The sequence below is a fragment of the Exiguobacterium sp. s152 genome, from assembly GCF_018618335.1.
Taxonomy (GTDB): domain Bacteria; phylum Bacillota; class Bacilli; order Exiguobacteriales; family Exiguobacteriaceae; genus Exiguobacterium; species Exiguobacterium chiriqhucha.
Genome location: NZ_JACSLX010000006.1, coordinates 1 through 22,227, shown reverse-complemented (window position 1 = coordinate 22,227; position 22,227 = coordinate 1). Strand labels below are relative to the sequence as shown.

Annotated in this window: 26 protein-coding genes and 1 riboswitch; of the genes, 7 read left to right on the top strand and 19 right to left on the bottom strand. The window is 53.3% G+C overall.

Features of this window, described 5'->3' with window-relative positions:
* Positions 1-30: 30 nt before the first annotated feature.
* Both KNP72_RS11210 and KNP72_RS11205 read right to left on the bottom strand, forming a co-directional pair.
* Positions 31-1,029, bottom strand: coding sequence for a DUF58 domain-containing protein (locus KNP72_RS11210; protein ID WP_214833320.1), 999 nt, complete (start codon positions 1,027-1,029; stop codon positions 31-33).
* Between the two features lie 57 nt (positions 1,030-1,086).
* Positions 1,087-2,007 (bottom strand): AAA family ATPase, encoded by a 921-nt coding sequence (locus KNP72_RS11205; RefSeq protein ID WP_214833318.1) that lies wholly within the window; start codon positions 2,005-2,007, stop codon positions 1,087-1,089.
* 98 nt (positions 2,008-2,105) lie between these two features.
* Between KNP72_RS11205 and KNP72_RS11200 the strand changes: the two genes are divergently transcribed.
* Together KNP72_RS11200 and KNP72_RS11195 are read left to right on the top strand one after the other, a co-directional pair.
* Positions 2,106-2,801, top strand: a complete 696-nt coding sequence (locus KNP72_RS11200) for a hypothetical protein (RefSeq protein WP_214833316.1) — start codon at positions 2,106-2,108, stop codon at positions 2,799-2,801.
* A gap of 92 nt (positions 2,802-2,893) precedes the next feature.
* Positions 2,894-3,640, top strand: a complete 747-nt coding sequence (locus tag KNP72_RS11195) for a hypothetical protein (protein ID WP_214833315.1) — start codon at positions 2,894-2,896, stop codon at positions 3,638-3,640.
* Position 3,641: 1 nt separating this feature from the next.
* On the opposite strand, the gene KNP72_RS11190 is transcribed toward KNP72_RS11195, so the two are convergent.
* On the bottom strand, positions 3,642-4,610 hold the full coding sequence (locus KNP72_RS11190) for an aminoglycoside phosphotransferase family protein (protein WP_214833313.1): 969 nt from the start codon (positions 4,608-4,610) through the stop codon (positions 3,642-3,644).
* Positions 4,611-4,652: 42 nt separating this feature from the next.
* On the opposite strand from KNP72_RS11190, the gene KNP72_RS11185 reads away from it, so the two are divergent.
* From KNP72_RS11185 to KNP72_RS11175, 3 genes are all read left to right on the top strand, one after another.
* The gene (locus KNP72_RS11185) at positions 4,653-4,994 is read left to right on the top strand and encodes a hypothetical protein (RefSeq protein ID WP_214833311.1); all 342 of its coding nucleotides are present in this window, start codon (positions 4,653-4,655) and stop codon (positions 4,992-4,994) included.
* 2 nt (positions 4,995-4,996) lie between these two features.
* Positions 4,997-5,095: riboswitch (TPP riboswitch) on the top strand.
* Between the two features lie 64 nt (positions 5,096-5,159).
* Positions 5,160-5,648: an energy coupling factor transporter S component ThiW gene (gene thiW, locus KNP72_RS11180; protein WP_214833309.1), complete on the top strand. Its 489-nt coding sequence runs from the start codon at positions 5,160-5,162 to the stop codon at positions 5,646-5,648.
* Between the two features lie 63 nt (positions 5,649-5,711).
* Entirely contained in the window at positions 5,712-5,978 is a 267-nt protein-coding gene (locus KNP72_RS11175) for a hypothetical protein (RefSeq protein WP_214718900.1), read from the top strand.
* On the opposite strand, the gene KNP72_RS11170 is transcribed toward KNP72_RS11175, so the two are convergent.
* Together KNP72_RS11170 and KNP72_RS11165 are read right to left on the bottom strand one after the other, a co-directional pair.
* Positions 5,973-6,452 carry a GNAT family N-acetyltransferase gene (locus tag KNP72_RS11170; RefSeq protein ID WP_214833307.1) on the bottom strand — a complete coding sequence of 160 codons (480 nt, stop codon included), beginning with the start codon at positions 6,450-6,452 and terminating at the stop codon, positions 5,973-5,975. The two genes, KNP72_RS11175 and KNP72_RS11170, sit on opposite strands and share 6 nt — an antisense overlap.
* Positions 6,434-6,934 (bottom strand): YcxB family protein, encoded by a 501-nt coding sequence (locus KNP72_RS11165; protein WP_214718896.1) that lies wholly within the window; start codon positions 6,932-6,934, stop codon positions 6,434-6,436. The genes KNP72_RS11170 and KNP72_RS11165 overlap by 19 nt, the downstream gene beginning before the upstream one ends.
* 93 nt (positions 6,935-7,027) lie before the next feature.
* On the opposite strand from KNP72_RS11165, the gene KNP72_RS11160 reads away from it, so the two are divergent.
* On the top strand, positions 7,028-7,426 hold the full coding sequence (locus KNP72_RS11160; RefSeq protein WP_021065867.1) for a VOC family protein: 399 nt from the start codon (positions 7,028-7,030) through the stop codon (positions 7,424-7,426).
* A 112-nt stretch (positions 7,427-7,538) separates the two neighbouring features.
* Positions 7,539-9,368: an LTA synthase family protein gene (locus KNP72_RS11155; RefSeq protein ID WP_214833305.1), complete on the top strand. Its 1,830-nt coding sequence runs from the start codon at positions 7,539-7,541 to the stop codon at positions 9,366-9,368.
* Between the two features lie 19 nt (positions 9,369-9,387).
* On the opposite strand, the gene KNP72_RS11150 is transcribed toward KNP72_RS11155, so the two are convergent.
* The 14 genes from KNP72_RS11150 to KNP72_RS11085 all read right to left on the bottom strand — a co-directional run.
* Positions 9,388-10,272, bottom strand: a complete 885-nt coding sequence (locus KNP72_RS11150) for a VOC family protein (RefSeq protein ID WP_214833303.1) — start codon at positions 10,270-10,272, stop codon at positions 9,388-9,390.
* A 14-nt stretch (positions 10,273-10,286) separates the two neighbouring features.
* Positions 10,287-10,571: a putative quinol monooxygenase gene (locus KNP72_RS11145; protein WP_214796447.1), complete on the bottom strand. Its 285-nt coding sequence runs from the start codon at positions 10,569-10,571 to the stop codon at positions 10,287-10,289.
* A gap of 102 nt (positions 10,572-10,673) precedes the next feature.
* Positions 10,674-12,086 carry a methyl-accepting chemotaxis protein gene (locus KNP72_RS11140; RefSeq protein ID WP_214833301.1) on the bottom strand — a complete coding sequence of 471 codons (1,413 nt, stop codon included), beginning with the start codon at positions 12,084-12,086 and terminating at the stop codon, positions 10,674-10,676.
* Positions 12,087-12,278: 192 nt separating this feature from the next.
* Positions 12,279-14,939 (bottom strand): MMPL family transporter, encoded by a 2,661-nt coding sequence (locus KNP72_RS11135; RefSeq protein ID WP_214833299.1) that lies wholly within the window; start codon positions 14,937-14,939, stop codon positions 12,279-12,281.
* A gap of 3 nt (positions 14,940-14,942) precedes the next feature.
* Positions 14,943-15,386 carry a MarR family winged helix-turn-helix transcriptional regulator gene (locus KNP72_RS11130; protein ID WP_021065862.1) on the bottom strand — a complete coding sequence of 148 codons (444 nt, stop codon included), beginning with the start codon at positions 15,384-15,386 and terminating at the stop codon, positions 14,943-14,945.
* An 85-nt stretch (positions 15,387-15,471) separates the two neighbouring features.
* Positions 15,472-15,975: a GNAT family N-acetyltransferase gene (locus tag KNP72_RS11125; RefSeq protein WP_214718882.1), complete on the bottom strand. Its 504-nt coding sequence runs from the start codon at positions 15,973-15,975 to the stop codon at positions 15,472-15,474.
* Positions 15,963-16,436: a YfbM family protein gene (locus KNP72_RS11120; protein ID WP_214833297.1), complete on the bottom strand. Its 474-nt coding sequence runs from the start codon at positions 16,434-16,436 to the stop codon at positions 15,963-15,965. The genes KNP72_RS11125 and KNP72_RS11120 overlap by 13 nt, the downstream gene beginning before the upstream one ends.
* 72 nt (positions 16,437-16,508) lie before the next feature.
* Complete coding sequence (locus KNP72_RS11115) at positions 16,509-17,441, bottom strand: NAD(P)/FAD-dependent oxidoreductase (protein WP_251128982.1); 933 nt, start codon at positions 17,439-17,441, stop codon at positions 16,509-16,511.
* Between the two features lie 68 nt (positions 17,442-17,509).
* Positions 17,510-18,196 (bottom strand): DUF975 family protein, encoded by a 687-nt coding sequence (locus KNP72_RS11110; RefSeq protein WP_214833293.1) that lies wholly within the window; start codon positions 18,194-18,196, stop codon positions 17,510-17,512.
* Between the two features lie 96 nt (positions 18,197-18,292).
* The gene (locus KNP72_RS11105) at positions 18,293-18,499 is read right to left on the bottom strand and encodes a helix-turn-helix domain-containing protein (RefSeq protein ID WP_021065857.1); all 207 of its coding nucleotides are present in this window, start codon (positions 18,497-18,499) and stop codon (positions 18,293-18,295) included.
* A 10-nt stretch (positions 18,500-18,509) separates the two neighbouring features.
* Positions 18,510-18,989 carry a DUF2975 domain-containing protein gene (locus tag KNP72_RS11100; RefSeq protein ID WP_214833291.1) on the bottom strand — a complete coding sequence of 160 codons (480 nt, stop codon included), beginning with the start codon at positions 18,987-18,989 and terminating at the stop codon, positions 18,510-18,512.
* A 113-nt stretch (positions 18,990-19,102) separates the two neighbouring features.
* A complete protein-coding gene (locus KNP72_RS11095; RefSeq protein WP_214833289.1) occupies positions 19,103-19,663 on the bottom strand; it encodes a YdhK family protein in 561 nt (186 codons plus the stop codon).
* A gap of 142 nt (positions 19,664-19,805) precedes the next feature.
* Positions 19,806-20,987, bottom strand: coding sequence for an MFS transporter (locus KNP72_RS11090; RefSeq protein ID WP_214833287.1), 1,182 nt, complete (start codon positions 20,985-20,987; stop codon positions 19,806-19,808).
* A 217-nt stretch (positions 20,988-21,204) separates the two neighbouring features.
* Positions 21,205-22,227, bottom strand: a 1,023-nt coding sequence (locus KNP72_RS11085; RefSeq protein ID WP_214833285.1) for an isomerizing glutamine--fructose-6-phosphate transaminase, incomplete at its 5' end; no start/stop codon positions are given.

Genomic DNA, 22,227 nt, shown 5'->3' with positions numbered 1-22,227 from the left:
AGAGTTCGCCAAAATCCGACATTTCCCTGTTCAATCGTACAGATTGTGTTGATTGAACGAGACGAGGTGGCTTTGCTTCAATCTTTTTCGCTCGACCATCCGGGTAAAAGCATCGGTCGAGATGAACCGGTTGCCTGGGTGGATGGTCGCCAACTGCAGCAAGATGAATCGTATGCCGCGCTCACCTTCCTGAAGCGGGACATGGAGCATCGTCCCATCCTCATTGAATCGATTCAAGAACAACTCGATTTTGCAGTCCTCTTTTAACAGGCGCGATGTGACGAAGGCGGTTTGGCTGATGAGCGATTCGAAGTCGTGATGGAGCGTATAACCGGACGGACCATTCAAATCCAAGGCGAACGTGAACGTATCGAGCGTCGTCTGTTGAAATACTTTTGACTGCAGTCGTCCGAGTTTGGCGGTCGCGTACCAATCGATCTCCTTCACCGGTTCCCCTTCATACGGTTTCGACCCGATTAGTTGCAACGGATTTCGAAGCGGTGACGCCAAGAGCGGCCGGTCCCCGAGCGCTAACCGTTTCGTCCCGACCGGTGGATGCAACAGGAGCGATGGAAGGACGGTCCACTCTATATCGACCGGTCGTTCATATAAATACGTCCCGAGTCGGAACGGGAGCGTGACGGCGATGACGGATTCTTCGAACGTGGCAGGTCCGCGATACTCAGCGCGCACGACCAATTCGTGGCGGGCGCGACTGACATCGACCTTATAGTCGAGCACGTTCGGAAGGCGCTCATGCGCCGGAAAGCTGATTCCCGAGCTCGACTTCAAACGAATGCGAAGTGGCAGGCCGAGCCGATCCAACTCGTCCACCCCATCGACCACTAACACGATCCGGCTCTCATCTCCGACAAACAGCAATTCTTCGTATTGCGTGAACCGGAGATCGATGTGCCGCTCGAGTTGTTGCCGCGTCCGCTCGAGCATCCAAATCGCACTCGCTACAATGAAGCATATGTAACCCAATCCGTATACGTATGGGAAGAACACGAGCATGGCTCCGCTCACGATATATATAGGGAGGAGCCTTCGCTGCAACCAAGCGTGCGTGGACAGGATCATGCGTCAGCCCTCGACCGGCACGGGCACGGTGTCTAAAATGTGTGCAATGACGTTCGCTTTGGTCGACTTAATTCCGCCTTCAAGCGTCAAGCTGATCCGATGGGCGAGCACGTACGGCGCCACGGCTTTGACGTCTTCTGGGATGACGTACAGTCGGCCGGCCAAATAGGCATAACTTTGACACGCGCGGAGCAATGCGATCGCGCCGCGCGGGCTGACCCCGACCTCGACAGACGAATGCGCCCGGGTCGCATGGACGAGACCGAGCATATAGTCGAGGACATCGTCTTGAATCGCGACTTGTCTCGTCTCGGCCTGCGCTTCTTGCAGCGAGGTGAGTGACGTCACGGCCTCGATGTGTTTGCGGGTCTCGGTCAACACTTGCAACAACAGTTCTCGCTCTTCGGCGGCTTCCGGATAGCCGACCGGAATCGAGATGAGGAATCGGTCGAGCTGCGCGTCTGGGAGCGGGAACGTCCCGGCCGATTCAATCGGGTTCTGCGTCGCGATGACGAAGAACGGTTTCGGCATCGGATACGTCTTCCCGCCGATTGAGACTTGTCGTTCTTCCATCGCTTCAAGCAGCGCGGACTGGGTGCGCGGGACGGCCCGGTTGATTTCATCAATCAGAACGATGTTCGCGAAAATCGGACCTTGCCGATGGTCAAAGCCTTGCGTCTGCATATTGAAGTAGTCGGTCCCGATGACGTCGGACGGGAGCAAGTCGGCTGTGAATTGGATGCGCGAGAATGATCCGTCAAAACTGCCGGCAATCGCTTTGGCGAGCAACGTCTTCCCCGTGCCCGGAACGTCCTCAAGCAAGATGTGCCCCTCGGCGAGAAGGGCCGTGCAGCAGAGCCGGACGACCTCATCTTTTCCTAAATACACTTCATTCAACTGTTTAATGACTGCTTCGATTCCCATGTCATTCCCCTCCGTTAGTATATGTCTTATTTGAAGTTTACCTGTTTATGGTAATATAGACAATAAACAGTCTGAACATTCTGGTAAGGAGGTAGAACATGAAGTGGTCATCTCGATTTATAGGATTCCTGATTGTGACAGCTTGTCTCGTTGTGATGTTTGTCTTCATTAGCAAAGAGACGTTCAGTTGGTTTCAAACGATTAACACCTCATCTCCAGTTAGCGTGACCGAGATGGGCAGAGAAGAAGATGAGAATCCTCCACCAAAAGATGGTATTGATTTAGGTTCGACCGATGAGCCTGGAAAAGCTGGAGAACGGCAAGAGAAGCAAGACATGCTCAAATTCAAATTTGGTAGCGGGAATGGTGATGCCCCCGGCGGACTCGGCACATTGTTCGCCTTCCTCGCCGCCATCGGGTTGACCGTCTATGGCGTGCATCGATGGCTGCGTCGTCGACGGTGGGAAAGATTCACGTTCTCGTCTAGGCCGGATGCTCCGGTGCCACTGTCCCTCAACGCGGACGCCTCGATCGAGGCACAGACGTTCCCGCTGCTCACGAATATCGAACTGAGAGATTGGCTCATCACGTTCAACGCCTCGCTCGCCCCTGAGCTAAAGCTTCGGACGAATGAGACGCTCATCGACTGGTTCGAGCGCATCGAGCTGACGGACATCGACGCCTCGCTCTATCATCTGATTCGCTATGGGGCCGCATCCGAGCATGACATCCCGGTCGAGCAGCAACAACGATTTCACGAGGCACTCGACCGCTACTTACAGCGACACCCCTGAACGAGAAAGTACCCAGGTTCTCAATGACTGGCAAACGTGCTACGCTCATTGATAATAGGGAAAAAATGTAACTTTCTTAGGAGGTTTGATTAATGAAACGCCTAGGCTTGCTCGGATTCAGTGTGTTCTTGCTTACCGGATGCACGGATCCAGTCGAGAAACCACTCGTCCCGGCTGATACAAACGAGCCATCGCCCGAAGAAATCACCACATGGACGCGCGAAGACTTCAAGGACGTGTTCGACCAATACGAAAAAGTCCCGCCGCTCTTGAAGGCCCTCGAGAACGATGGAATCACCCCGTTCCGCGAGACGTTCGAGCACGTCGTCATCGCCGGCGACGGCATCCATCATACATACGCCGATATCCATCCGTTCAAACTCGACGACGGCACTTATGCCACCATCTATGAGAGTGAAAATGGAGACATCGCCAACGGTCCCGAGTCGGTCGCGCCGCTGTTTTGGCAAGAAGCGTCGTTCCTTCAATTCGTCGAAGAGATTGAGAAACGAAAATACGGAGCGAGTGCCCCACCGACGGACGTCGTTTTGACCGAAGACGAGTTTCAGGCGCTCTATAATCGCCACGCCTACACATCCGCGCTCATCGTCGAGCTCGACGAATGGGGCGTACAACTGGCGCGCGATCCGCTCGAGAACGTCATCATCGCGGGAAACGGGGTCAAGGAAGTGAAGGCCGACTTGATCGTCTTTGAAGTCGAAGGCGGCTACGCCATCGTCTACGACCGAGACGGTGAGATTTTCAAAGGGCCGGAGTCGATTGCTCCGCTGTTTTGGAGCGAGACGGATTATGAAAACCTACTCGAGAAACATGAATGACTTATGGGAAGCGTCGTTTCAAGTCCCGGTACTCGAGTAACAAGTTGAGCCATTGCGCCGGCTTATCGCTCGACGCTGCCGCATTGTGCCGATATTTTGTCACGTACAGGTACCACGACAAGGCCCGGTAGACGCAACCGAGCTCCTCGGCAATCAACAGATGGCGCCAAAGCACGTCGTCGGATGCGACGCCGCTCCACGCTTCTAAGTAAACCGCGCGCATCGTTTGAATCTGTTCATACCAGGCGACCTCGTCCTCTTCCGGCAATACGTCGTACAGCGCGTTCCAATATACACGCACGCTGAAAAACGGATGCGTGACGGTCGCGTCGCCCCAGTCGAGGATACACAAATCGTTCGTCCGTTCCCGCCAGAAGATATTACCGCCGTGCAAATCACCGTGCTCGAGGCTCATCGGCATCCCGGTCGCGAGCTCGTCACACATGGCAATCAATTCGTCTTCAAGCGCAAGTATGGCCTCGGCTTTGTATGGCTCAAGCCCAGCACAGAGCTCAGGCAAATACGTTTGGATTTCATCCTTCAACTTGGCCGGTCGCCGTTCCGGGATGCCGTAAGACAAATAGGTCTCGATTTGGTCGATTTCCTGGCGCTGCAGTTGTGCGTATTGACGCAACGCCGCTTCGTATCGACTCACGTCCGGTCGTTCACGTAACGCCTCTCCGCCGATGTCTCGCATGAGCAACCAGTTCCGGGCTGAATCAATGGCAATGACGTCAGGGACGACATGAGGATGCCGCTCGGCCAGAAACGCCGACAGATTGGCTTCGCCGCGGCTGATATCGGTCACCGCTTTGGCGTAGTAACGTTCCTCATTGAGCGCGCCAACAAGCAAGTACGTCAAATCGGTATCTTTGATCACGTGCCACCTCGCATTCGGCACGTTTGCCTCAATCCATCGTTCGAACCGTTCACGAAACGATCGGTCACGCCATGGGATTGCCTGTCTCATCCTGTTCACCCTTTCTTTCATCATCTCCTAGGAGGAAACGATATGGACGTTGTATATTACTCATACCCGGTCGATGCCATCTTGTATATGTACTTAGGGGCGACGGCCGTCGTCAGTCTCATCATCGGGCTGCTCGTTTGGCGTCTGTTCAAGCGCCGAGCTGTCGGCTTTTGGACAACGCTCGTTCTCAGCTTTGTCGGGCTGTCGCTCTCGCTCGTCTGGTTTCAAAACGCGTCCGTCGCCGTGTTCATGGGGACACTCCCGTGGCTGATCAATCTCGTCTTCTCCCTTTTGTTGTACGGCCTGTTCGTCGGAATCATCTATGTCGCGTTCCGCCACGAAAGCTCGACCGCGTCAAATGACGGTATGCTATACTCATGTTAATAAACGACCACTAGGGGAGCCTTCGGGCTGAGACGGCATGCGCCGGACCCTTCGAACCTGATCTGGCTCATACCAGCGTAGGGAAGTGGTGTGGGATTCGTCTGTCTTTCCACGCCACTTTTCCACTTGGAGAAGTGGCGTTTTCATTTTGAAAGGAGACTATCTATGCGTATTCAACAACTCACTTGGATGGCGATGCTCATCGCCATCGCCGTCATCGGTTCCCTGTTCATCTCGATTCCGACCGGTGTCGCCCGTGCCTATCCGATTCAACATATGGTGAACGTCATCGCCGCCGTCACCGTCGGGCCGATCGGGGCCGTGCTCGTCGCGTTCGTGACCGGACTCGTCCGTGTCATGACCGGTACTGGATCGCTCCTCGCGTTCCCTGGTGGTATGATTGGCGCACTGCTCGCCGGTATCTTTTATATGAGGACGAACCGCGTAGCCTTCGCCGCATGTGGTGAAGTCATCGGGACTGGCCTCATCGCTTCGCTCGTCGCCGTCCCGTATGCCAAGTTATTGATGGGGAGCGAGTTCGGGGCGCTGTTCTTCTTCCCAGCTTTCCTTGCCTCGAGTGTGACTGGGGCCGTGCTCGGCTGGATCGTCTTGGCTCGGGTCAAGCAATTGCGACCGCTCACGGCGAAGCGATAAATACTTCCCTCCCACCGATAGTAAATGGTAAAATCAGGATATCAGATATTAGGAGGTCATTTCTTGAATCGATTGACGCTATTATTGGCGGCCACCGCTTGCCTGTTCATGTCCGGTCTCTTGTACACGCTCGAACGCATCGCCACGTTCACCCGCTGGAATGCTCAGATTGCGACGGGCACGTTTTCCAGCGAGCCGATGTTCGTCGATGTGTTGCTTCAAAACGTGTTCATCTCGATTTTCGGAGTGGCCGCGATCGTTCTCTTTTTCAAAGCGGGCAGTGCTGTCCAAAATACATCGTCCACAAAAGCAGGGACGGCCGACTTATGACGGCTGTCCCTGTTTGACGTGATACACCCAAATCTCTTCCCCGTTTGCCTCATCAATCAAGCCGCTGTCGACAAATCCACCCTTCGCATAAAATCGTTTCGCCGGTTCGTTCGTCGGATGGAGACTGAGGATGAGGTCATCCACATCGAATCGCTCTTGAATCCACACGAGTGCCAACTGTAAAAAGCGTGACCCGATTCCTTTCCCTTGCTCTGTCACATCGATCATAAATCGATCGAGCCAGATGTAACGCTCCACCTTGTTCTCGGCCCCAATCATTATGAAGCCGACGGGATGCTCATCGCGACAAAGCGCATAGCACTGCCACGCATATTTGACATCGGTTTCCATCTCGCGAAGCGATTCGGCGTTTGTTTCGATAAAGCGAGCTTGGTCAGAAGCGACGGTCAAGGCGACAACAGCCTCCCGGTTCGTGTCATCGACAAGTTGAATCGTCAGCGTATCGGCAGCCATCGGCGCACCTCTTCCATGTCCAGTCCGCGCTTCGGCAAAATATAGGCGCTGACCGAGGAGTTGTATAGATACACATAATCGTCCTCCTCGACGACTTCCTTGATTCCTGCCCATGACACACGCGTCTCGCCGAACTCATTTAAATCGCGCAGACCAGTCTCCTCCAAATCCATCGTGTGGGGGCCAATCATGCCTTCGTTGCTGCGTTCGTCGATGAGACGCCGCGTCTGCTTCCGGACGTGCCGTTCAAAGTATTTTGGATAATACAGGAACCATAGAATACTAGCGATCCCGTATATGCCATATAGCCACCAGTCCGTCTCTTGGAGCCACGTCGCCAGCACGAAAGCAGCGCCTAAAAAGATAAGTGGTCCGATGATTCGCTGTAAGAGGATCATCCGCTTTCCTGTTTTCGAACGTTTAATATGGCTCAAGTTGAACCGGATATAGTCGTCTTCTGTCAATTCGTATTGGATTTTCATCATCATTCCCTCCTCGGTGTCCTATACGTCTCACATGAAGAAAAGTTCCGTTCAGAACGTTGATTGGATAAACTAAAAGAAAGGAGTGACATCATGAAACAAATCCACCATCTCTGCATCCAAACGCCCGACTATGAGGCATCCAAACGATTTTATGAGGCGCTCGGCTTCGAGCTCGTTCAGGAGTCGCCCGACTTTCATACGCGCGCGTTCAATAGCTGGCTTAAACTCGGTGATTTTTATATCGAGCTCCAAACGGCGAAAGTCGATGAGACGTTGTCACCTTATTCGAAGCACGTGGCCGGCCCGGTCCACTTCGCGCTTTATGTCGATGACCTCGAAGCGGAAGTGAGACGGCTAGAATCACTTGGCGTGACGTTCTTACCAAAACACGGCGGGAACATCTACTTCGTCGTCGATGGGCACTTAAGTAAACTGAAAGCCCCGGAAGGCACGATTATCGAGCTCCGGGACACGTTTGTCATCAAGTGAGGCCACGCGCCTCACTTTTTTTATTGGATTCGCACACCCTCATGTTTTTCGCCGTCTTCGAACAGGTACAAGACAGAGAACACACTTTGTCCGTACCGTTTGGAGGCCTTTCATGAAATATCTTGATTATTGGAGTTACTTATCGCTTTCCCTCGCCAAGCTGTTCCTCTTCAGCTTATTGACCGCGAGCGCGTTCGATGTCAGCTTTTTATTCATCAACCTAGCGACCATTTTGATGATGACGAGTTGGGCGCTACTCGTCAAACCGCAGACACGCCGTTGGATTTTACTCGCGTCGCTATTTCTGCACAGCACGCTCCTCATCTCGGACGTCTGGTATTACCGCTATTTCGGCAACTTGCTGTCGGTCGCTTTGATCTCCGACATCGGCCAGATGGACGACGTCGGCGGCGGCTTTCTGACATTGATTCAAGCACCCGACTTCATCTTGTTCACGGATTTGCTCATCTATTCCGCCGTCCTCGTCTATATGAAACGACACCCGGTCACAGAATCGAAACGCCTTGGCCGCCGTTTGGCGGGAGCCGGTTTTCTTGTCGGACTCATCGTCTTTACCGTTCCGACCACCATGCATTATGCGGAAGCAGACAATCGGAAGAGTCCCATTTCGAACATGCGCGAGTATTATCAGCTCGGATTTTGGGGCTATCACGGGCTCGATACGTTCCGTGGCCTTCGCGACGCACTGAACCTAGGTGACGACCTGACGGAACGGGAGCACAACCAAATCGAAGCGTTGGTGACCGAACCGGTCGAGGCTACAGCCGACACGAACGTCATCGTCGTCCAGCTCGAGTCATTCCAAACGTCCGTGATCGGCCAGACCGTCAACGGCCAAGAACTGACCCCGAATTTGAATGCGCTTCGCGATGAGATGCTGTACTTTCCAAATTTTTATCATCAGACACACGAGGGCCGGACGTCCGATGCGGAATTTACCGTCAACGCCTCGCTATACCCTGTCAAATCGGGTTCGGTATACACGCAGTATGCGACGAATACGTTTGACGCCTTGCCTGAGCAATTACGGCGCGCTGGTTATGACACGGCCGCCATGCATGCGTTTGATAAGGAGTTTTGGAACCGCGCCAACTTCTATGAACAAATCGGCTACAACCACTTCTTCCATCAAGACGATTACCCAACAGAGCCTGTCATCGGCATGGCCGTCGGCGACAAGGAGTTCCTGACGACATCGGTCGACCTTCTAGACACGTTGGACGAGCCGTTCTACTCCTTCATGGTCGCGTTGACGAGCCATACGCCATATGAGATTCCGGACGAGGAAAAACGATTGGATTTGTCGGGGTACGACGACCCGCTCCTCGAGGACTATTACCATACTGTCCACTACAGCGATACCGCCGTCGGTCTCATGGTCGAACAATTAAAAGCAGACGAGAAGTGGGACAACACCCTCGTCGTCTTTTACGGCGACCACGACAGCGGGTTGACCGTTGCCGGTGGCGAGATGGCCGTAAAAGCAGATGCCGACTCCACGGTCGATTTGTTCCAGCTTGACCGCTCCGTGCCGTTGTTCATCAAACCGGCCGGACTCGAACGAGGTCAGACGGTACAGGCGAGCGGCGGTCAAGTCGATTTGGCCCCGACCATCCTCGATTTGCTCGGGATGACACCGACGTACATGCTTGGAAGTTCGCTTCTCGACGATGAGCCCAATTTGACCGTGTTCCGGAACGGATCGTTCCGCTACGACGACCTTTATTTCGTCCCGGATTTGACAGAGCCGGTCGGCAGCGGCATGTGTTATTCGGTCGAGACCGGTGATGACTTGCCGCTTCAAACATGCGAACCATATATTGATCAAGCAGTCGAACAACTCCGTTTGTCCGATACAATCGTCGTGAAAGACGCACTGTCCGACTTCACACCAAACGACAAACAAGCCGCCCCGAAATAATCGGGACGGCTTGTTTTTGTCAGTAGACGTTTCGTAACGCGGCGACATCGATTTTCTTCATCGGTAAGAACGCTTGCGTCACTCGCGCCAATTGTTCCTTTGTTCCGGTCGTCAGCATCTCTTCCATCTCCCACGGCACGATTTGCCAGGAGACACCATACCGGTCTTGGAGCCAGCCGCACTGTTCCGCTTCCGGGACGGCCGACAGCTTGGCCCAGTAGTCGTCAATCTCGGCTTGCGACTCACAAAACGCGATCAGCGACTGCATCTCGTTGAAGGCGAATTGATGATTTTCCACGCTGTCCATGGCGACGAACTCACGTCCGGACAAGACGAAACGGGCATAATTGAGCTTTCCTTCCAACTCTGGGCCGTCTGTCGCCTCGTAACGGATCAGATGGTCTTCGAGCACATAAGAATCCGGAAAGGTGGAGATCCAGTCGTTCATCGCCGCCTCGGCCCGACCGAACACGTCTCCGACGAACAAAAAGCACGGGGTCACTGTCTGGATGTCCATCCCGCCGCTATGCATGATTTGCCACGAGACACCGTGCTTGTCTGTCAACCAGCCGTAGCGCTCGCTGAAATCATACGTGTCGAGCGGCATGAGTACCTCTGCCCCATCCATAAGTTCGTTCCACAGCGTCTCCACTTCTTCCGACGTCGGGAACGTGACCATGTACGAGATGGACGGGTTGCGTTCCTTTAACGGACCTGCCCCGAGCAGTTGAAAGAACTGTCCCGCCAGCGAGACGGTCACAACCGTCGTCTCACCCGAAGGCGTATCGCTCAGTTTCGTCGTATAGTCGACGAATGAATCCGGGAACTTCGACACATACCACTCCGCAATTGCCTCAACGTCATCTTCGAACCAAATACACGGGATAATCGGTTGAGTAATCATAATCCTTTCTCCTTTCAGACTTCACGCAGACGATACACGTCACGGACGGCGAGTAGCGTCTCAGCTGTCTTTCGGTATGCTTGGTAATGCGGTGAGTTGATGTGATGGTCAAGCGCTGTCTCGTCTTCGTACTTTTCATAGAACACGAACGTGCCCGGGGCATCGATTGACTCATGGAGCACATACGTCAGGCACCCCTCCTCTTGTCGCGACGGAGGAATGACCTCATCGAGCGCTTGCCGCAACTCGTCCTCTTTCCCCGGATGTGCCTTCAAAATAGCGGTGATTGTAATTGCCATATGCGATTCCTCCTCATTTTAGGACTGACGCAAAACTGTTCCCGTTTTGGAAGAGATGTATACGCAAATGGACACGCCTATTTGTAAAGGCGTGTCCATCGTTTAGACGAGTTCGTTCGCAATCTCGTTCAGTTCTTCAATTTGATCTTTCAACGAAGCTAACGCTTCTTGCTGTGACATCGTCAGCACATGAACGTCTTGACTGTTCACTTCGAGCGCTGTCATTAGTGCCGACATTTGGGAAGTCACTTGGTGAACTTTGTTCAGTTCTGATGCGACGACTTGGAGCTGTGTCGACGTCTCATCCACGGTGCTTGCGACCGTTCCTGTCGTTTGGATCATGGAGAGAATCGATGTCCCGCTCTTACGGACTTGTTCTTCCTGCGTCGATAAACGTTCTGTACTACCGTCGATTGCACGTTCCGTCACTTGCACCTCCTGCATGACGAGTTGGATAATATCATTGATTTGAGATGAGGCTTGGGCCGTTTGAGCCGATAGATTCCGAATTTCGGACGCGACGACTGCAAATCCTTTTCCGTGTTCCCCCGCTCGCGCTGCTTCAATTGAAGCGTTGAGCGACAGCAGGTTTGTCTGAGACGAAATCTGCTGGATCGTACCCGTGATGGTCCGCACTTCTTGGAAACGCTCCGCCAATCCTTTAAACGCATGATTGACTTCACTGATACTTAAGTTCAGTTCAGCGAGCGACCGTTCTGTCGAGTCCATATTTTCATGCGATACATGAGCGTCCTGCAAGACCCCACTCACTTGAGACGTCGTCTCCTGGAGCTGTTGTTGCATCCGCTCAAACGCCTGTACAGTTGAACGAATTTGCGAAGCGACGTTTTGAATCAGACCTGCTTGTTCCGACGTCCGTTTCGTCATCAAACCGATTTGTTCTGTCACTTGCTCCGAAGCATTTGTGACAGAGTCGACTGAATCATTCATCGTGAAGACGGCCCCATGAAGTGTGGTCGCACTCGCTGTCGTCTTCGCCATCGTTAGCTCGATTTCGCTAGCGTGTTGTTCTGACTTTTCTTGTTGCGTGAACGTCTCATGTAACAACTTCGCACCAAAGAATGACACAAAGTATGCGCCAGACAAAGCCATTGTGAGCACAGTGAACCAAATGACGAGATCGAGCGGCGTTTCAAATGAAAAACGCCCAATCAATACAGCTCCGACCGATACGATAAGCGCGAGAATGCTGCCGTACAGCACAAGATGCCGATTCAAGTACATCAACATCAATACGATATACAGAAAGACAATATTTTGAATCGCAGTACCTGGCAGCGTCAAGATAATTGCTGAAGCTGCAATGTACATCAACGTGACGAGCCCATACTTCAACCAAGTATGTTCCACATAGAAGCGATGGCCCAGCCATGATGCGGCTTGAATGACACCGCCTATCAGAATAAAATTGACTGCGCCTTGCCCCGCGAGCTCCCCCATCCAATACAAAACACCCATGATCGGATAAGAGAGGAAAAATAAAATAATCACCATGCGCGATACAAACAACGAACTCATTTTTTCAAAATGATTCACCATAATTGTTGCCTACTTTCAATAGAATAAAGATCTATATTATATTTCGGCGTATTTTTATTAATCTCAAGTCCGTCTTTCTCCATTTCGCTGACATTGACTTAACAAATAAAAACAGCACAACAATTGTTGTGCTGTCCATCGCAAAATTTAGTCTCTATCTTTACTTTTTTGTTTAAATGGCCACCATACCCCGTCCCCGAACGATACGGTGATCGCTGGGATGAGCAGTGGCAACACAATCAATCCGTATAACAACAGCCCGGTGATGACGATCGTCGCAATCTGGACGAGACTGAGCACGCCAGACGGGATCATCGCCCCGAACGTCCCAGCGAGGATGACGGCCGCGGTCATGATGACCGTCCCCATCTTCGTCATCGAATGGACGAGCGCATCGCGAACCGTCATCCCGTTGATCGACTCCTCGCGGAACCGGTCGAGCAGGAAAATCGAATAGTCGATGCCGAGGGCGATCAACATGACGAACCCGAAGAACGGAACAGCCCAACTGATGCCGTCATAACCGAGTCCTTCGACGAAGATGAGCTCCGTGATGGCCGCTGACGTGTAATACGTCAATAAGAGCGAGCCAATCATATAGAGCGGCATGACCATCGACCGGAACAACACCGTCAAGACGATGAACAGCGTCACGAGCATGATGGCGACGGTCCGATTGAAGTCGTTCGTCGACGTCTCATTCAAGTCGCTGTTAATGCTCGAGATACCCGCATATCCGATTGTAGCATCCGCGAACGGCGTATCGGTGACGACCCGGTCCATCGTCGCTTTCACGGTCTCGACCGTGTCAATCGCTTCCGGCGAATATGGGTCCATCTCGAGGATGACCTCGAGCTGTGTCGCCGTCCCGTCGTCAAACACGTAGCGTTCGACAGCTGGAGCGAACTCCTCTGACGTGAGCGTCCCTTCCGGTAGATAGACGCCCGTATCGCGCAGGCTGTCCGAGCTACTCAGGTCTGATAGGAATGCCGCCGTCTCTGCGATGCCTGTCTCGATTTGAGCGAGCCCTGCGTTCGCTTCACCGACACCAGCAGCGAGTTGTCCGAGACCCATTCCGAGTTCCCCGGCTTGGGCACCTTGTGCCGTCAATGCCGTAGCTGCCTCGTTAATGCCTGCCTCGATTTGACCGAGACCGGCCGACACTTGTCCGAGCTGCGTTACGGTCGCAGGAATATTTTGTGTCGCCGTGAGTCCTTGACCAATCAGACCGAGCTGAGCATTCAATTGACCGAGTCCCGCTGCTGCTTCCGCGAGCGGGGCACCCGCGTTCGTTGAACCGCCCGGCAATTGACCGACGACGGCGTCAAGACCAGCTTCCACTTGAGTGAGTCCATCCTGGACGTCACCGAGGCCAGTCTCGGCTTCCGTCAATCCTGCACTCACTTGTTCGAGCTGAGTGTCTACGTAAAAGTCATCGATGACGTCACCGGTCGGACGCGTCACCGAACGGACGCCGCTCACCCCATCGATTTTTTCAAGTTCACTCGAGAACTTCTCGATATACGGAATCTCCGCTTCGGAGAGGTCGCCATCTTGTTTCAAAATGACTTGGACCGGCAGCGACTCCCCTTGCCCGAATCCTTCCGAAATCAAGTTGAGGCCGCGTACGGAATCATAATCGTCACCGATCTCATCGACCGTATTGAATGACCGGGCATCGTCATACGTGAACAACACCGGTACGGTAATCAACGCGACGACGAGAATCGAAACGAACGGTCGATTGACCGAGATGCGGCTGAATCCGGCCCAGAGGCGGCTGTCGTGATGTTCGCCCGCCTTCTTCGATGGCCAGAACAAACGATGCTTTAGCGTCGCCATAAAGAACGGCACGACCGTGAAGAGAATGAGCAAGAGCACGGCAATCCCGACCGCGACGGCGACGGCTGATTTGAAGATTGGGAAATCGGCGAAACCGATAGCCGCAAAGCCGACGAACACGGCGAGACCGCTGATGAGGACTGTCCGCCCTGCTGTCTTGTACGTGTTGACGATGGCATCTTCAATCGCGTGGCCCGCGCCGAGCTCTTCTTTATACCGGCTGAGCAGCAAGATGCAATAGTCGGTTCCAATCCCGAACAAGATGGCCACGAGGAAAATCTGCGTGTAGTTCGAGACCGGGAAGCCAAACCAATCGACGAAGAATGCGACGAACGATTGGCTCAATAAATACGTGAATCCGACCGCGATGAGCGGGATGAACGGCGTCACGATTGAACGGAACACGAGCAGGAGCAGTCCGAAAATGAGGACGACCGTGATGATTTCCGTCTTCTTCAAGCCTTCCTGCGCACTCAAGTTCACATCGTTGTTGATGATTTCTTCACCTGTGATGTAGACCGTCTCGTCTTCCGGGAGAATGTTTGCCCGCACGTCGTCCGCGAAGGCGTTGATGTCTTCCATCGACCCTTCGACCGTGATTGGGACGAGCACGATGCGGCCGTCCTCCGAGACGAGCTGTGCTTCCGTCTCTTCATTTTCAAACGGGTCGAGTACGTCTTTGACGACCGTGTCGTTTTGTTTCATCTCGCCGATGACCCGGGAAATATCGGCCCGTTCGGCATCACCGAGCGTTTCGAACTCATAGACGAGCGAGATCGTCTTATCGCTCTTTCCGGCGGCGTTCAAGATGTCCTGCGCCCGCTGCGAGTCCATGTCCTCGGATAATTGGAAGCTGCCGGCTTGTTCGGCTTGCTTCGTCAAGTTCGGCGCCACCACAAACAAGGCGGCCGTCAAGACGATGAGACCGATCAAGATGCCCCAGCGCCATTGGATGATTTTATGCACGTGTTATTCCTCCCCAATTCGAAGCAGCTGTTTAATTTTCCGGAACGTCCGGACGAACTGTTCGATTTCTGTCTCTTCGATGTTTCCGTCGAGCAACGATTCAACGTAACGGTAGACGGCCGCATCCGCTTCTTCGACGATGCGATGTCCGGCTTCCGTCAACTCGATCAACCGCTCGCGCTGGTCATGCCCGCGTCGACTGACGACGAGCTCTTTGTCGACGAGCTTTTTTAACCGGTTGGAGACGGCGCTCTTATGAACTCCTTGTTTTTGGGCCAACTGGCCGGCTTGAATCGGACCGAACTGTTCGAGCAGCTTGAGCAACTGCAGTTGTTCCCGCGAATAGTCATGCCAGACGTCACCGTCCATCGCCTCGATGACATGCTCCGCACCTTGGAACATGACCTCTTCGAACAACTGGACGGCTTCCCGCATCAATTCTTTCATTTTGGTTTACCCCCTAAACTAGATAAAGATAGTTTATGCCCTAAACTATCAACCGTCAACTAAAACGACCGACGAAGTCGGTCCTTCATCGGTCAAATTGATATACATATTCATAAAACGTCAGCGTTTGTCCTGCCCATTCCAGCTGTCGCGCCTCGCCGTCACGTCTAAAGCCGGCACGCACTAATACGCGCTGGGACGCCACGTTGTCGCTCGTCGTCTCGGCTCTCAATCGTTTGAATCCAGGCAACTCGAACGTCAGCAATTGGCGCAGGGCCGCCGTCGCGTACCCGCGTCCCTCATGCTCCGCTCCGACCCGGTACCCGACCTCGCCGGTGTCGGCATCGGTGTGATGGACGTTCAGACGCCCGACGATTGTGCCATCACACCACATCAAATAATAGCATCCGTCCCCATTCGTCTGCTCGCTCAACAGGTGCTGCAACGCCTGATGGAACGATTCCGGCTCGTAGTAGGCGTTGCCACGGCTCGGGACCGTGCGTTCGAAATGTGTGCGATTCGCGCACTCGAACGCATACAGCAACGTCTCATCTTGAAGACGTAACGCCTTTACGCTTACCCGATCCATGTGACGAGCGCCTCCCGTTCTCGCGACGCCTGGGCGAAGACACGTTTCAACTCATCGAACTGGTCCAATAAGTACTGTTTTTCCTCGAGTCCCCACTCACGTTCAAACGGATACAGTTCCTGCTCGTTCATCGTCGTGACATCATAGCGCGCTTCTAGCGCCTCCAGCTCGATGTATTGAAGTCGGGTCGACAAGTCCTCGACTTCTCCCGGCATCAAATAGGCGATGCCCGTCTCTTCGTCGATGACATCCCCTCCGAAGACTGCCTTCCCGAGCGAATGACGGTCGATCTCGTTCAAATCGGTCGCCCCGGTCAATAAAAAGTAAAGACCGTGCCACGCCTTATCGATATCGGTCTGTCGTTCCTCATCTTCTAACAGTCGCTCGAAACGCTCCGGCTCTTGAAGCAGTGCTGTCAACTCTTCGACCGATACCCGCATGTATGCGCCAACCATCCCCATGTCTGATTCCCCTCTCCAATTCGTATGTCTGACTATTCGGCACGGTCATGAAAAAAACCTTCCGAAGAAGGTTTAGCGCATCGCTTTCGCAACGCGGAGTCCTGAGACGTATGCACTCTCAAATCGCGTTCGACCTGAGGCGTCATCCGGCTCGAGGAAGACGTCACCGGCCAAGAAAATCGGCTCGTCCCGCAATCGATAGTAAGCCCCGTTCCAGACGTCGGTCGCCTGCGCATAGCGCCACCGTTTCAACTGTCTCGATTGAATCACGGCCGTCCCCGTCACCGTTTGCAACAGACGCTCAATCTCACGAAGCGTGTCTTCGTCCGCTCGTTCATACCACTCCTCGCTCCACGACTCGTCCATGTAGACGCTGACGAGTTCGGTCGCCGAGATGCCTTTTTGGCGGTTGTTGATGATTTTCAACAGACCCGGTGCCAAGTCCGTATCGAGAATCCCGTCCGGACCGATGGCAATCTCACTACTGAACTCGAACAAGCCGACAAACGTCGGGGCGTAAGTCAATTCACGCAACGCCGCATCGACTGAAAAGTCTGTGAGCAAGTCGAGCGTCTGCGGAAGCGGCGACGTGATGAGGAGACGATCATACTGTCGCGTCGTCACATCCGTCTGGACGCTGACCTGACCATCTCGTGTCGTGACCGTCTCGGCCCATTCGTTCAAATGGACGGTCAATCCGTCAGCCAACCGTTTGGCCAAGGTGTTCATCCCGTCGACGGCGACGTAACGAGGATACGGGTCGGCGTACCAGACTTTCACCCACCCTTTTGTCTTCCAGTCGGCGACATCTTGTTTGAGTTCTTCCCCTCGTACGGTGAAATAGACTGCTCCGTGATCGGCTTTGCCGTCTCCGATCCGTCTCGTCGCCAAGCGTCCCCCGACGCTCCGACTCTTTTCAATCAATTCAACTGTATGACCGTGACGGGCGAGCTCGCGTGCTGCGACAATCCCGCTCAATCCCGCTCCGATAATGCCGATGTTCATGTCCATTCCCCCTTCTGTCAGGAAGATTGTATCATGACCGAGGACTTATACGCCGGAACCGATGCGCTTCAGGCCGAACGATTCCACTGCGCATCATACTCGATTCGTGCGTGTTCATACATGACAGCGAAACGACTGACGATGAACGGGCGGATGAGTGCTAGTGCGACGAGGAAAATCCATGACCCGAGGATGACCAAATCAAGTTGTATATAAAAAGTCAAACCGACTAGATACATCGGAACGAATGGCAAAATGAGTTTGAACGCATCCCACTTTCGTCCGCGCATCATCGTTCTCGATTTTGTGATTACCTCTGTAGCAGACAGTTCTGGTTCGTCGCGTAAGATGAAGTATGTGAACGCATACGAGAAATACTTTATGATTCCTGGTACAACTAGCAACAATGTCCATAGTACTTGGAACAATATGACGAGAATTGTTGCGAGCAAATGTTTTCCATAGCGGTGACGAAACGGGTCGAACACATCACTCCAGCGAATCGGCTGATCTCGTACCGTCTTTAAGATGAGCCAGTTGTATCCGACGTTAACCGGATAAAGGGCGATATAAACTAAGATGCCACCTAAACTGAGCACGGTCAGCGGCAGTGACTCCACCGTCAAACCGTAATAAGTCGGGTCTGCCATCAACCCCAATTCTAACATCACAGAGCAGGCGAACGACCAGATGAGTAATAGCCCTGCCTTTCCTTTTAACGCTTTGTGCGCCCGTTCATTCCATGTCTGAATCATCTCGTTTCCCCTTTTCGTTCCTCTTTCCTGTCTTATACGCAACGTGATGGAAAATGTTTCAAACTCCACAAAAAAACAGGGCGCTCGCCCTGTCCATCACTCTTCCCGATATTCTAAAATGTCGCCCGGCTGACAGTCGAGCGCCTGACAGATTGCTTCGAGCGTCGAGAAACGAATTGCTTTCGCTTTGCCCGTCTTTAAAATCGACAAGTTTGCCATCGTGATACCCACTTTTTCAGACAGCTCGGTCACACTCATCTTTCGTTTCGCCAACATTACGTCAAGATTTACGATAATCGCCATCTATCTCACCTCAGACCGTCAAATCATTTTCTTGCTTCATGTCGATGGCACGCTTCAATAGTTTCTGTAACAGTTCCGCGAATACGGCGACGACGAACGCGGCAAACACAAAGACGAGCCCGATGAGAAGGAACCCAGGCGCATCATCTCGCTCGGCGAACCAGTAGAAGAACGGGAGCGTCCCGATATAAACGGCCGTGATCGTCAACGCACAATACTTGATCATGCGGAGTGATTGGACAGCCCGATACGAGAACCCTTCGTCGCGGTCAATCAACCGTAGCAACATGAACGCTTGGAACAGCGCAATGAAGAACGGGATGGCCGATACGTACATGCCAATCACAATCGGACGAATCGAGTCCTCAACCCAACTCCCACTCTCGACCGCCTCGCGCCAAATGTACGGAAGCAACAACAAGCAGGCCGCCACAATCGGGACAGCCAGAACGAATACGGCCAACCGTAAAAAAACCGTCTCTCGTTTCATGATTCAGACACCTCACCTCGTTTGATACCTTCATCATAATCTTATTTTTATCGTTTATCAATAAATAATCACCGTTAATGAATAAAAACCTCAGGATATCCTGAGGTTGATTTTTATTTTACGGCTTCGAGTTCATCTTCTGTGACCCATTTGTGGTTCGTGACGTCTTCCCCGTCGTTTGTCGTGAAGTCGACCATATACACCGTCGTCTGTTCGGCCGAATCAATCGTCGCCTCGGCGCCGTCCATCCCGTCCATATGGTCCGTGGCCAGAGTGGCTTCGGCGCCTTCTTCTAACGGTGCCTCGCCTGGATTATCGAGTTCTTCGTGAATGACCCACTTGTGATCCTCGACCGGATTGCCCTCATCCGTCGGGGTATAAGAAACCGAATAGACGGTCGTGTCATATGCACCGACGATTGTCGCCTCGGTGCCATCCATGCCCGGCATGTGGTCGGCCGTCATCATCGCGGTCGACCCGACCGGGAACGTCGGATCTGTCGCTTCACTTAACCCGCTCGGCACCTCCCCTGATCCCGAATGGTCCATCATCGAATGGTCCGAATGTTCTTCTGTCGAATCGCTCGTCTGTTCTTCCTCGGCATCCCCACAAGCTGCCAAAGTCGTCGCGAGCAACATCGCGCTCAAACCCGTCATCCATTTTTTCTGTCTCATCGAATCTCTCCCTTACGTCTTTATGTGTATACGTTACCCTGCTATCGAGGAGATGAGACGTTTTTGAGACCGATACGATGATTTGTTAGCAGTTTGACACATAAAAAGACCGTCCCCGAACGAATCAAGGACGGTCTGTGCCTCAATGGTGCTTGATTTTTCTCAAGAAAACCAACATCGGGAGGAGCAAGAGCGCCGCTACCCCAAGCCCTCCTTGAATCGACGTGTACAAGGCGAGCAGTCCAATCAGCGGACCTCCGGCGACTTGACCGAACGCGTCGACCTGACCGAACATCGATAAAATCGTCGCCCGCCCTTTCGACGGGAGCCGCTCGTTCGTCATGACGCTCATGAGCGGGTAGTGCACGTTACGTAGTGCCGCAATCGTCCAATACAGCAGCACGGCCACCCAAAACTGGCCGACCGAAGCAAAAGCAAGCATCGCGATGATAAGCAACACGTTGAACCAAAACAAGGTCGTCGCATAGCGTCCTTTGACGTATAGCTCGACACCTTTCAACACCAGCATGTTGAGTAGAAACGCGACAGCATAAAACAAGCCGAACCAATACACGGCCGCCTGTTCCGACAACTGGAACGTCTCAATCAGATGCGCGCCCCATAACCGGTCGAATCCTTCACTAGCAAGACCCCAAACGAGCGTGATGGCAGCCAAGCCGACGAGAATCGAATTGCCACGGATATGGGTGTATCCGTACCGAACCGTCCGTTTCGCTTGCGCAAGATTCGACGTATCGGCTCGCGTGATCGGTTCGAACCGAGTCTCTGGCAAGACGCGCCATGCGATAATCGCGAGCATGACCAACATCCCACCGGCGAGCACGATTGTCATTTGGACAGACGTGACTTCAGCGAGGAGCACGGCAAGCCCAATTCCGACGAAGCGGCCGAGCGAACTATATTGAGCGCCTCGCAAAAACACTTGTTCTAACCCGTCATTCCCCATCTCATCGGCAATCCATGCCTGTTCGGCCCCGCTGATGAACGTCCAGCCGATACCCCATAGCGCTGACGCGACCGCGATGGCCCAAAATTCAGGGATGCCCCCTTCTAGCAAATGGGCCAGTCCAATCAAACTGATGCCGATGACCATCGACTGCTTCCGTCCATATAAATCGGCGACGAGACCGGTGGGCAGCTCGAATAGTAAAATTGATACTTCTAAAATCGTTCCGATCAAGACGAGTTGTAACGCATTCAACTCGGCGGTCGTCACATAATAGATGGCGTTCAACGTGAACACCATCTGTATGATGAGCGAGCGCGAACTCGTGACCGCATAGTAAAGCTGTTGAATCTTCAATTGTATGGTTCCTCCGATAGTTTGTTCCAATACAGTGAATCATCGGAGGAGGTGGCCAACTTATGAACGCACGTCCTCCGGCAGGATGAATGTGTTAACTAGTTGGATTCGCATGGCGTTCTCTCCTTAGTCGTTATACCTTCAGTATACAAGCCGGTTCGCATGACGTAAATCACAACAAAAAAAGCCAAGATCCCGAAAGATCTTGGCCTACCGTTTATTCGACTGTGACTGATTTCGCCAAGTTACGTGGCTTGTCGACATCGCAATCACGCGCAAGAGCCGCGTAATACGAGATGAGTTGAAGCGGTAATACCGTCACGAGCGGCGTGAGCAGTGGCTCGACACGCGGCAAGACGAATGAATCACTCTCGTGTTCCATGCCTTCCATCGAGATCGTGCAGGCAACGGCGCCACGGGCGACAACTTCCTTGATGTTTCCACGGATGTTGAGGTGCGTGTTCGGTTGCGAGACGAGCGTGATGACCGGTGTGCCATCTTCAATCAAGGCGATCGGTCCGTGCTTGAGCTCACCACCTGGGTAGCCTTCTGCTTGGATATACGAGATCTCTTTGAGCTTGAGGGCTCCTTCGAGACCGACGTATGAATCCATACCACGACCGAGGAAGAACGCGTTGCGTGACTCTTTTAAGAACTTGTCCGCCAATTGCTCAAAGATTTCTTTTTGAGCCATGACCGAGTCCATGATTGTCGCGATACGCGCGAGCTCTGTCATGAGGTCAAACGGAAGCTTCTTGCCGTTCGCACGAGCGATGTCGTAGGCGAGGATGGCGAGCACGGCGATTTGGGCCGTGTATGCTTTCGTCGATGCGACCGCAATTTCCGGGCCGGCGTGGAGGAGCATCGTCTCATTCGCTTCACGTGAGAGCGTCGAACCGGCAACGTTCGTGAGTGTAAGCGCCTTGTAGCCGCGCTTCTTCACTTCGACGAGGACGGCACGGCTGTCCGCTGTCTCACCTGATTGTGAGATAAAGAGGAACAACGGCTTCTCTGTGAGGAGTGGCATGTTGTAACCGAACTCAGAAGCGACGTGCACTTCTGTCGGCACACCTGCGACGCGCTCAATCAATTGCTTGCCGACAAGACCTGCGTGATAACTCGTACCACAGGCGACGATGTAGATGCGATCGGCTTCCGAGACGAGCGAGCGCACGCCTTCCGTGAGCTCGATGTCACCGGCGTCGTTCTGGTAGTGCTGGATGATGTTGCGGATGACGGC